The organism is Streptomyces sp. NPDC055966 (genome assembly GCF_042269865.1).
GTDB lineage: Bacteria > Actinomycetota > Actinomycetes > Streptomycetales > Streptomycetaceae > Streptomyces.
The window spans coordinates 1-10,607 of record NZ_JBHJYK010000060.1; the positions used below are offsets into that span (position 1 = coordinate 1).

Consider the following 10,607-nt stretch of genomic DNA (forward strand, 5'->3'; position numbering starts at 1 on the left):
AAACGCCCGGTTACATTCCGAACCCGGAAGCTAAGCCTCACAGCGCCGATGGTACTGCAGGGGGGACCCTGTGGGAGAGTAGGACGCCGCCGAACTCCTTTTACAGCTCCGGCTCTTGGGCACTGCCCGAGGGCCGGAGCTTTTTTGCGTTGAGGTAAGGTCAGGGGGCATCGTTGGCTCGTTTTCGCACAGGAGGCCCCCGGGTGGAGGTCCAGGAGACCCGTGTCCAGACAGACCGGGTCCTCACCATCCCCAACATCCTCAGCATGGCTCGGCTCGTCGGCGTACCCCTCTTCCTGTGGTTGATCCTCAGGCCCGAGTTCGGGGGTCCCAAGAGTGATGGCTGGGCTCTCCTCGTGCTTGCCTTCAGCGGGATCAGTGACTATCTCGACGGGAAGCTCGCGCGGCGCTGGAACCAGATCAGCAGCCTCGGCCGGCTTCTCGACCCTGCTGCTGACCGGCTCTATGTCCTTTCCACCCTGCTCGGTCTCACCTGGCGCGGCATCCTGCCGCTCTGGTTGACCGGGCTGCTGCTGGCGAGGGAGCTGATTCTCCTGGTGATGGTGGGTATCCTTCGCCGGCACGGGTATCCGCCGCCGCAGGTGAACTTCCTCGGGAAGGCGGCAACCTTCAACCTGATGTACGCGTTCCCGTTGTTGCTCCTCAGCGACGGCAACACATGGATCGCGTCACTCGCTGCCATTTTCGGATGGGCGTTCGCCGGGTGGGGTACAACGCTCTACTGGTGGGCAGGAGTGCTCTACGTGGTACAGGTCCGCCGTTTGGTCCGGGCGGACACCATGGCCGATTGAGCTCGGCGATTGTCCTGACGTTATGTCGCGATGGCCCGCAGTGGAAAAGTGCGGGACAATCAGGACGGGTGAAGTCGGCTAGACCGTCGTCTCTTGCGAGGAGGACGCTTCCGACATGAAGGCCGTCGTGATGGCCGGGGGCGAAGGCACACGCCTGCGCCCCATGACCTCTAGCATGCCCAAGCCGCTCCTGCCCGTGGCCAATCGCCCGATCATGGAGCATGTGCTACGGCTGCTCAAAAGGCACGGGCTCACCGAGACCGTTGTTACCGTCCAGTTCCTGGCATCGCTCGTCAAGAACTACTTCGGCGACGGTGAAGAGCTCGGAATGGAGCTCACCTATGCCAATGAGGAGAAGCCACTCGGTACCGCCGGAAGCGTCAAGAACGCCGAGGAGGCGTTGAAGGACGATGCCTTCCTCGTCATCTCCGGCGATGCCCTGACCGACTTCGACCTCACCGAGCTGATCAATTTCCACAAGGAGAAGGGTGCGCTCGTCACGGTCTGTCTGACCCGTGTGCCCAATCCGCTGGAGTTCGGCATCACCATTGTCGACGAGGAAGGCCAGGTCGAGCGTTTCCTGGAGAAGCCGACCTGGGGTCAGGTCTTCTCCGACACGGTCAACACGGGCATTTATGTCATGGAGCCCGAAGTCTTCGGATACGTCGAACCGGATGTTCCGGTCGACTGGTCAGGTGACGTCTTTCCGCAGCTGATGAAGGAAGGCAAGCCGGTCTACGGCTATGTCGCGGAGGGCTACTGGGAGGACGTCGGCACCCATGAGAGCTATGTGAAGGCCCAGGCCGACGTACTTGAGGGCAAGGTCCACGTCGACATCGACGGGTTCGAGATCTCGCCCGGTGTGTGGGTGGCGGAAGGCGCCGAAGTGCATCCCGACGCCGTACTGCGCGGGCCGTTGTACATCGGCGACTACGCGAAGGTCGAGGCCGGCGCGGAGATCCGGGAGCACACCGTCGTCGGATCGAACGTCGTCGTCAAGAGCGGTGCCTTTCTGCACCGGGCCGTCGTGCACGACAACGTGTATGTCGGTCAGCACAGCAATCTGCGCGGCTGTGTCGTCGGGAAGAACACCGACATCATGCGCGCCGCCCGGATCGAGGACGGCGCCGTCATCGGTGACGAGTGCCTGATCGGTGAGGAATCGATCGTTCAGGGCAACGTCCGCGTCTATCCGTTCAAGACCATCGAGGCCGGCGCGTTCGTCAACACCTCGGTCATCTGGGAGTCCAGAGGGCAGGCCAATCTGTTCGGCGCCCGTGGGGTGTCCGGCATTCTGAACGTCGAGATCACGCCCGAGCTGGCGGTGCGGCTTGCCGGGGCGTACGCGACGACCCTGAAGAAGGGCTCGACCGTCACCACGGCCCGCGACCACTCCCGGGGTGCCCGTGCGCTGAAGCGGGCGGTCATCTCCGCGTTGCAGGCCAGCGCCATCGACGTACGCGACCTGGAGAACGTGCCGCTGCCCGTGGCCCGGCAGCAGACCGCGCGCGGCAGTGCCGGCGGCATCATGATCCGGACCTCGCCGGGCGTGCCGGACTCGGTCGACATCATGTTTTTCGACGGGCAGGGCGCCGATCTGTCGCAGGGCGGCCAGCGCAAGCTGGACCGGGTGTTCGCACGGCAGGAGTACCGGCGGGCGTTCCCCGGCGAGATCGGTGACCTGTACTTCCCGGCCAGCGTCTTCGACTCGTACACCGGCACGGTCCTGCGGAACGTCGACACGACCGGCATCGCCGACTCCGGTCTGAAGGTCGTCGTGGACGCGGCCAACGGCAGCGCCGGACTGGTGCTGCCCAGCCTGCTCGGCAAGCTCGGCGTGGATTCGCTGACGATCAATCCGGGGCTGGACGAGTCGCGGCCCACCGAGACCACCGAGATGCGGCGGGGCGGGCTGGTGCGGCTCGGCGAGATAGTGGCCTCCTCGGGTGCCGCCTTCGGCGTGCGGTTCGACCCGGTCGGCGAGCGGTTGTCGCTCGTGGACGAGAAGGGCCGGATCATCGAGGACGACCGGGCGCTGCTGGTGATGCTCGACCTGGTGGCCGCGGAGCGGCGCAGCGGGCGGGTGGCGCTGCCGGTGACCACGACCCGGATCGCCGAGCAGGTGGCCGCCTATCACGGCACGCAGGTCGAGTGGACCACGACCTCGCCCGACGATCTCACGCGCGTGGGGCGTGAAGAAGGGACGATCTTCGGCGGTGACGGCAAGGGCGGGTTCATCGTCCCCGAGTTCAGCGGCGTGTTCGACGGTACGGCGGCCTTCGTCCGGCTGATCGGGCTCGTCGCGCGGACGCAGCTCACGCTCAGCCAGATCGACGCGCGGATCCCGCGGGCCCATGTGCTCAAGCGGGACCTGGCCACGCCGTGGGCCGTCAAGGGTCTGGTCATGCGGCGGGTGGTCGAGGCGGCAGGGGATCGCTTTGTCGACACGACCGACGGCGTGCGGGTCGTGGAGACCGACGGGCGCTGGGTGATGGTGTTGCCCGACCCGGCCGAGGCGGTCACCCATCTGTGGGCGGAGGGGCCCGACGACGCCTCCGCACAGGCCCTGCTCGACGAGTGGTCGGCCGTCGTGGACAGCGCCGGCCGGTAGGGCACCGCGGGGCGGCCGGAAGGGGCGCGACACACCGCGCCGTACGGGAAAGCCCACGCACACGCGCGTGCCGGACAGATGTCCCCCAGGGGGCCTGTCCGGCACGTCGGTGGGGCCATTCGGAGGTATCGCCCGCAACATGCGACGATGTGCGGCATGCCGCAGCAACCCCCCGTTCGGAGCAGCCCTGCGCGGCCGCAGCGCCCGGACGCCTCCATGTCGTTGATCACCAATGTCATGGACCACAGCCTCGACGACGGATACGCCGAGGCCGCAGCCCGGAAGAAGTCCGCGGGCGAGGGCGGGCTGCCCAAGACGCTCCGGGCGAAGCTCGGTCTCGCGGGCGGTCTCGTCCTCGCGGCGCTGGTCGTGACCCTCGGTGCAGCGCAGGCGCAGGGGGCGGCACCCGTGGTGGCCAAGGAGCACCAGGAGCTGATCGACCGCATCGACAGCGAGACCGCGAACGCGGACAAGCTGGAGCACACCGTGGACACGCTGCGCGACGACGTCAGCGCCCGTCAGCGGGCGGCGCTGAAGTCGAGCGGCGGCAGCGGGCAGGCGGATCTGGTGGGCGTCCTGTCGGGTGCGACCGAGGTGCACGGGCCGGGCGTCAAGCTCGTCGTGAACGACGCCAAGGAGGCCAGCTCCGGCGGTGACGGGACCAATCCGCGGGAGACCTCGGGCTTCTCCGACAGCGGCCGGGTGCGCGACCGTGACATGCAGCGCGTCGTCAACGGGCTGTGGGCGTCCGGGGCCGAGGCCGTCTCCATCAACGGACAGCGGCTGACGGCCCTGTCCGCGATCAGGGCCGCGGGAGACGCGATACTGGTCGACAACCGGCCGCTGGTGCCGCCGTACACGGTGCTGGCCGTGGGGGACGGGGAACGGCTGAGCACCGGGTTCCAGAACAGTGCCGACGGGCTGTATCTGCATGCCCTGGAGGAGAACTTCGGCATCCGCGCCACCATTTCCACCCAGGGTGACGTACGGTTGCCCGCCGCACCGAGTGTGATCGTCCGTACCGCACAGCCGAGCACCGAGAAGACTGAGAAGGGCACATCGTGATCGCCGTACTGGGCCTCGTCGTGGGAGTCGTGGCCGGCCTGTTGGTCCACCCGGAGGTTCCGGCGATCGTCGAGCCTTATCTGCCGATCGCCGTCGTCGCGGCGCTGGACGCCGTCTTCGGCGGTCTGCGGGCCATGCTCGACGGGATCTTCGACGACAAGGTCTTCGTGGTGTCGTTCCTGTCGAACGTGGTCGTCGCCGCCTTGATCGTGTTCCTGGGTGACAAGTTGGGCGTGGGCGCGCAGCTGTCCACGGGTGTCGTCGTGGTCCTCGGCATCCGGATCTTCTCCAACGCCGCCGCGATCCGGCGTCACGTGTTCCGGGCGTGAGACCGATGAGCGAGCCGAACGAGCAGCCGGAGAACCGGCCGGAGAACCAGCCGGAGAACAGGCTGCGCAAGGAACTGCCGGCCGAGGTGCCGCCGCCGGCACCCGAGTCCGGGGCGACGTCCGGCGAGCCGCCGCAGGAGTCGCTGACCGGGCGGCAACGGCTGGTCAAGGGGCTGTGGCCGCCGCGTTTCACCCGGGCCCAACTCATCGTCGCCCTGCTGCTGTTCGGGCTCGGCTTCGGGCTGGCCGTGCAGGTGGCCTCCAACAGTGACACCGACAGCGCGCTCCGCGGCGCGCGACAGGAAGATCTTGTGCGCATCCTCGATGAACTGGATTCGCGTACGCAGCGTCTTGAGGACGAGAAGCAGGGACTCGAAAAGCAGCGCCAGGAGCTCCAGAACAGCTCCGACCAGGCTGCGGAGGCCCGCAAACAGACGGCCGAGAAGGAGAGGCAACTCGGCATTCTGGCGGGCACCGTGGCGGCGCAGGGTCCCGGCATCACGATGACGGTCGAGGACACGAAGGGGGCGGTCAAGGCGGACATGCTGCTCGACGCCGTCCAGGAGCTGCGTGCGGCCGGCGCGGAGGCGATCCAGCTGAACGGGGTCCGGGTGGTGGCGAACACGTACTTCGCGGATTCCGGCAGCGGCGTGAGCGTCGACGGGAACAAGATCAACGCCCCCTATCGTTTTACGGTCATCGGCAAGCCTCAAGATCTGGAACCCGCGCTGAACATCCCGGGAGGAGTGGTGCAGACGCTGGAGAAGGAGCAGGCCACGGTCACGGTGGAGCGCTCGGACAAGATCGTCGTGGACGCCTTGCGACAGACGAAGCGGCCTGACTACGCTCGGTCGTCCTCGTAGTGAACCGGCGGTGCATGCGGGACGTCCGGCAGGGGCATGAGGTTGCGGGGGGTCGACGCATCGAAGGGGTGGTGCGTGGTGGAAACTGTCTGGTGGATACGGACGTTGTGAGGATGTCCGGCTCGGCCGGTGTAGGCAATCAGGGTTCGTCCTGCCCCACGGGCGGGTCTGTTTCGGTCAAGGGGAATCGCCCGTGAAGTTGTTTGCGAAGTTGTTCGGCAAGAGTGCGCGAGAGGGTGGCGACAACGCGACCGCTCGCCATCGCGCCCAGCCCGACGCGGAGGGTCAGCGGCCGCTGTTCCGGGACCAGGTGGCTGGTCCGGGCGGTGACATTTCCGGAGGCCAGGGCGGGGCGTCGGTTGACCCTGCCCAGTCCGGCGGCATAGGTTTCGGACAACCGTCAACCTCAGGTACGGGTGGAGGGTTCGCCTCTGGTCCGTACGCGTCCAACGCCCCGGCGGGGCAGCCGCGGCAGGAGGATCCGTCCATGTCGGCCCTGGTGTGTTCGAGGTGCGGTAACCGCAATGCGGACAGCGCCCGCTTCTGTTCCAACTGCGGTGCGCCGCTGCGCCCCGGAGCCGTGCCGGAGCGCGCCTCCGAGACGACGTCCACGATCTCGATCTCCGGTCTTGAGGCGTACGACGCCGAGGTGACCGGCCAGACGCAGGTCCCGACGCTGTCGCCCGAGGCGCAGGCCGCGGTGGACGCGCTGCCGTTCGGCTCGGCGCTGCTGGTGGTGCGCCGGGGGCCGAACTCGGGCAGCCGCTTCCTGCTGGACGCCGACCTCACCACGGCCGGCCGTCATCCGCAGAGCGACATCTTCCTCGACGACGTGACGGTCTCGCGTCGGCACGTGGAGTTCCGTCGCCAGCCGGACGGCTCGTTCACCGTCGCCGACGTGGGCAGCCTCAACGGCACGTACGTCAACCGCGAGCCGATCGACCAGGTCGCTCTGTCGAACGGTGACGAGGTGCAGATCGGCAAGTACCGGCTGGTGTTCTACGCGAGCCGGAACCAGGGCATCTGACCCGCCCCCGGACCGGCGTCCGGGGGGACCCCAGGGAAGGTCCATGCTTCAAACACCGAGCGGCGGTGCCGGAAGCGGTACCGCCGCCAGGGACAGTGGGCTGATGAGCATCGGCACGGTGCTGAACGCGCTGCGCGACGAGTTCCCCGAAGTCACCATCTCCAAGATCCGCTTCCTGGAGTCCGAGGGGCTCATCGAGCCGCAGCGGACCCCTTCGGGGTACCGCAAGTTCAGCGCCGGAGACGTGGAGCGCCTGGCGCACGTCCTGCGGATGCAGCGGGACCACTATCTGCCGCTCAAGGTGATCCGCGAGCACCTGGACGCCATGGAGCGCGGCGAGGCCGTCCCGCTGCCCGTCGTGGGGCGCCAGCGCACGCCGGAGGACCTTCAGGAGCGGTCGGCGGTGCCCACGGTCGCCCGAATCGGCCGGGCCGAGCTGCTGGCGGCGGCGGACATCGACGAGGCCGAGCTCCAGGAGTGGGAGTCGTACGGGCTCATCGCTCCGCTGGCCGACGGGGCGTACGACGCCGAGGCGGTCACCGTGGCCGGGCTGGTGGCCGAACTGGGCCGGTTCGGGATCGAGCCGCGTCACCTGCGGGTGATGAAGGGCGCCGCCGACCGCGAGGCCGGTCTCGTCGACCAGGTGGTTGCCCCGCTCAAGCGCCACCGCAACCCGCAGACCAGGGCACTTGCCGAAGCCCGTACGAAGGAGCTGGCGGCGCTCACGGTGAAGCTGCACGCGGCTCTGGTGAAGAGCGCTCTCGGTGTGAGCCTGCCCTGAGAGCGGCGGGTGGGCCGGGGGTCCGCCGGAGTCCGGATCGGGCACCTGTTCCCGGCCCGACTACCCAAACGTCCCGGGCACGGCCTAGGGTTGCTGTGTGAACGAGCTCGATGTCGTAGGTGTCCGGGTCGAAATGCCCTCCAACCAACCGATCGTGCTCCTGCGCGAAGTGGGGGGCGACCGTTACCTCCCCATCTGGATCGGGCCGGGGGAGGCTACGGCGATCGCCTTCGCCCAGCAGGGCATGGCTCCCGCCCGACCGCTGACGCACGACCTGTTCAAGGACGTGCTGGAGGCCGTCGGCCAGGAGCTGACCGAAGTACGCATCACCGACCTGCGGGAAGGCGTCTTCTACGCGGAGCTCGTCTTCGCCAGCGGGGTCGAGGTCAGCGCCCGCCCCTCCGACGCCATAGCGCTGGCCCTGCGCACCGGTACGCCGATCTACGGCAGCGACACGGTGCTGGACGACGCGGGCATCGCCATCCCGGACGAGCAGGAGGACGAGGTGGAGAAGTTCCGCGAGTTCCTCGACCAGATCTCGCCCGAGGACTTCGGCACCAGCAGCCAGTGATCACGAGCCGTCGGTGAGCGCGCCCGCCCGGTGAGCACCGGGTGCGGCGGGCCCGTGCGGGCGGTGGGGCCGGGCATGTGCCACCGGCCAATGAGGGCGTCCTACGGCCCCCCGCGAGCGCATTCGGCTAGCCTTTCCCCGCGGTGGGGCACGGGAAACCACTCTTAGGGTGATTATCACTCGGCGTGCCGAGTGTGGCGATCGTTGACGCGCCCCTGGTGACTGCCTACCGTCGAGAAGGCAGGTCAAGGACGGAGGTCGGCGTGAGAACGAGCGGCGACGGTACGGCTGGGGGTGCCCCCGGACGCGGGTTCGGGGAGAGCGGTCCGTACCCTCCCCCGAGTTCACAGCTGCGTTCGAACAGGGGGTGCCTCCCATCGAGCAGCGCGGTCGACCCCGCTCCGCAGCGGCCGACGGTGGTACCGGACGGCGGAGGGGCAGCGTCCATGACGTCCGAACAGATCGGTTACCGCGGGCCCACCGCGTGTGCGGCCGCGGGCATCACCTATCGACAGCTCGACTACTGGGCCCGCACCGGCCTGGTCGAGCCGAGCGTGCGGCCCGCCTACGGGTCCGGCACCCAGCGGTTGTACAGCTTCCGGGACGTGGTCGTCCTGAAGATCGTGAAGCGGTTCCTGGACACCGGGGTCTCGCTCCAGAACATCCGCTCGGCCGTCCAGCACCTCAGAGAACGCGGTTTCCGCGACCTGGAGCGGTTGACCCTGATGAGCGACGGCGCGACGGTGTACGAGTGCACCTCGCCGGACGAGGTCCACGCCCTGCTCCAGGGCGGTCAGGGCATCTTCGGGATCGCCGTCGGCGTGGTGTGGCGGGACGTGGAAAGCGCGCTCTCCCAGCTGCACGGCGAGCGCATCGACACGGGCGAGACCCTCGTCGGGCACAACCCCGCGGACGAGCTGGCGCGCCGCCGCAACCGAGCGGTCTGAACGCCGGGTCCCTCGCCGTCCGACAGCGGAGATCCGTCGCCGTCCGCTAGCCGGTGCCCGCCGGCATCCGGCGCGATGCCGCGCGGTGGGCGTCCCGTACCACGGCATTGTCAGTGCCGTGGTGCAGCATCGGAGATGTGAGACACGCGCCGACCATCCTGCATCTCGACATGGATGCCTTCTACGCCTCGGTGGAGCAGGCATCCAAGCCGAGCCTGCGCGGGAAGGCGGTCGTGGTGGGCGGGCTCGGACCGCGCGGTGTGGTGGCCACCGCGTCGTACGAGGCACGGATCTTCGGGGTCCATTCGGCGATGCCCATGGGCCAGGCCCGGCGGCTGGCGCCCAACGCCGCGTATCTCGTGCCGCGCTTCGGGGTGTACCGGGCGATCAGCGAGCAGGTGATGGCGCTGCTGCGGGAGCTGTCGCCGCTGGTGGAGCCGCTCAGTCTGGACGAGGCGTTCGTGGATCTGGAGGCGGGCGGGACGGCCTGGGACGAGGAGTCGGCGCGGCTGGCCGGGAACAGGCTGCGCGCGGACATCCGGGCGGTCACGGGGCTGACCGGCTCGGTGGGGCTCGCCGCGTCCAAGATGCTCGCGAAGATCGCCTCCGAGCAGGCCAAGCCGGACGGCCTGCTGGTCATCGAGCCGGGGACCGAGCGGGCACTGCTCGGGCCGATGCCGGTGCGGACCCTGCCGGGCGTGGGCCCCGCGACCGGGGACCATCTGCGCCGGGCCGGGATCACCACGGTCGAGGAGCTGGCCGAGGCGGGTGAGGACGAGTTGGTCCGGCTGCTCGGCAAGGCGCACGGGCACGCGTTGTACGCGATGGCGCTGGCCCGTGACGACCGGCCCGTGGTGGCCGAGCGTGAGGCGAAGTCGGTGTCGGTCGAGGACACCTACGACGTGGACATCCATGACCGGCTGCGGATCGGCATGGAGGTGCAGCGGCTCGCGGACCGGTGCGTGGGGCGGCTGCGGGGGGCCGGGCTGTCGGGGCGGACCATCGTGCTGAAGGTGCGGCGGTACGACTTCTCGACGCTGACCCGTTCGGAGACGCTCAGGGGGCCCACGGACGATCCGGCGGTGGTCCGGGAGGCGGCGGCCCGGCTGCTGGACTCCGTGGACACCACGGGCGGGGTGCGGCTGCTCGGCGTGGGCGTCTCCGGGCTCGCCGACTACACGCAGGAGGACCTGTTCGCCCAGGCCATGGACGCGCGGGCGGCGGAGACGCCGGAGGAGGTCGTGGCCGAGGCCGTGGTGGAGCGGCCGGAGCCGGTCGAGCGGCACTGGCGGGCCGGGCAGGACGTGCACCATGTCGCGTACGGGCCCGGGTGGGTGCAGGGGAGCGGGCTGGGGCGGGTGACGGTGCGGTTCGAGACGCCGCAGTCCCCTCCGGGGCGGGTGCGGACGTTCTTCGTCGACGACCCCGCGCTGGAGGCCGCGGAGCCGCTGCCGCTGGTGCCGGATCCGCAGGAGGAGGAGCTCCGGCGCGACCACCCTGCCGAGGCCTAGTAGTGCTTCGTTAGGTTCTGGCTGTGGTTCTGCTTGTGGTGAGGGGGCGGCCGCAGGTGGTGCAGGTGCCGGTCCAGCACCTCAACAGGT

Annotated in this window: 10 protein-coding genes and 1 rRNA gene; all 11 read left to right on the forward strand. The window is 69.0% G+C overall.

Annotation, left to right across the window (positions count from 1 at the left end; translation table 11 throughout):
- A 5S ribosomal RNA gene (rrf, locus tag ACFC8N_RS48325) occupies positions 1-95 on the forward strand; the annotation flags it as partial.
- Between the two features lie 108 nt (positions 96-203).
- On the forward strand, positions 204-812 hold the full coding sequence (locus ACFC8N_RS48330; RefSeq protein WP_356037259.1) for a CDP-alcohol phosphatidyltransferase family protein: 609 nt from the start codon (positions 204-206) through the stop codon (positions 810-812).
- 115 nt (positions 813-927) lie between these two features.
- Positions 928-3,423, forward strand: a complete 2,496-nt coding sequence (locus ACFC8N_RS48335) for a sugar phosphate nucleotidyltransferase (RefSeq protein WP_376296044.1) — start codon at positions 928-930, stop codon at positions 3,421-3,423.
- A gap of 156 nt (positions 3,424-3,579) precedes the next feature.
- Positions 3,580-4,488: a DUF881 domain-containing protein gene (locus tag ACFC8N_RS48340; protein ID WP_356037264.1), complete on the forward strand. Its 909-nt coding sequence runs from the start codon at positions 3,580-3,582 to the stop codon at positions 4,486-4,488.
- Complete coding sequence (locus ACFC8N_RS48345; RefSeq protein WP_071378005.1) at positions 4,485-4,817, forward strand: small basic family protein; 333 nt, start codon at positions 4,485-4,487, stop codon at positions 4,815-4,817. The genes ACFC8N_RS48340 and ACFC8N_RS48345 overlap by 4 nt, the downstream gene beginning before the upstream one ends.
- Before the next feature lie 5 nt (positions 4,818-4,822).
- Complete coding sequence (locus ACFC8N_RS48350; protein ID WP_362821414.1) at positions 4,823-5,680, forward strand: DUF881 domain-containing protein; 858 nt, start codon at positions 4,823-4,825, stop codon at positions 5,678-5,680.
- Between the two features lie 193 nt (positions 5,681-5,873).
- Entirely contained in the window at positions 5,874-6,707 is an 834-nt protein-coding gene (locus ACFC8N_RS48355; protein ID WP_356037269.1) for an FHA domain-containing protein, read from the forward strand.
- Between the two features lie 43 nt (positions 6,708-6,750).
- Positions 6,751-7,488 (forward strand): MerR family transcriptional regulator, encoded by a 738-nt coding sequence (locus ACFC8N_RS48360; protein ID WP_356037271.1) that lies wholly within the window; start codon positions 6,751-6,753, stop codon positions 7,486-7,488.
- Between the two features lie 97 nt (positions 7,489-7,585).
- Positions 7,586-8,059, forward strand: coding sequence for a bifunctional nuclease family protein (locus ACFC8N_RS48365; protein ID WP_026253112.1), 474 nt, complete (start codon positions 7,586-7,588; stop codon positions 8,057-8,059).
- A gap of 263 nt (positions 8,060-8,322) precedes the next feature.
- Positions 8,323-9,006 (forward strand): MerR family transcriptional regulator, encoded by a 684-nt coding sequence (locus tag ACFC8N_RS48370; RefSeq protein ID WP_356037273.1) that lies wholly within the window; start codon positions 8,323-8,325, stop codon positions 9,004-9,006.
- A 137-nt stretch (positions 9,007-9,143) separates the two neighbouring features.
- Positions 9,144-10,517, forward strand: a complete 1,374-nt coding sequence (locus tag ACFC8N_RS48375; RefSeq protein WP_356037275.1) for a DNA polymerase IV — start codon at positions 9,144-9,146, stop codon at positions 10,515-10,517.
- The last annotated feature ends 90 nt before the right edge of the window (positions 10,518-10,607 follow it).

Excerpts from the sequence above, each read along its gene's own strand:
- ACFC8N_RS48335 (WP_376296044.1), top strand. The coding sequence starts at position 928 with ATGAAGGCCGTCGTGATGGCCGGGGGCGAAGGCACACGCCTGCGCCCC.
- ACFC8N_RS48340 (WP_356037264.1), top strand. The coding sequence starts at position 3,580 with ATGCCGCAGCAACCCCCCGTTCGGAGCAGCCCTGCGCGGCCGCAGCGC.
- ACFC8N_RS48360 (WP_356037271.1), top strand. The coding sequence starts at position 6,751 with ATGCTTCAAACACCGAGCGGCGGTGCCGGAAGCGGTACCGCCGCCAGG.
- ACFC8N_RS48350 (WP_362821414.1), top strand. The coding sequence starts at position 4,823 with ATGAGCGAGCCGAACGAGCAGCCGGAGAACCGGCCGGAGAACCAGCCG.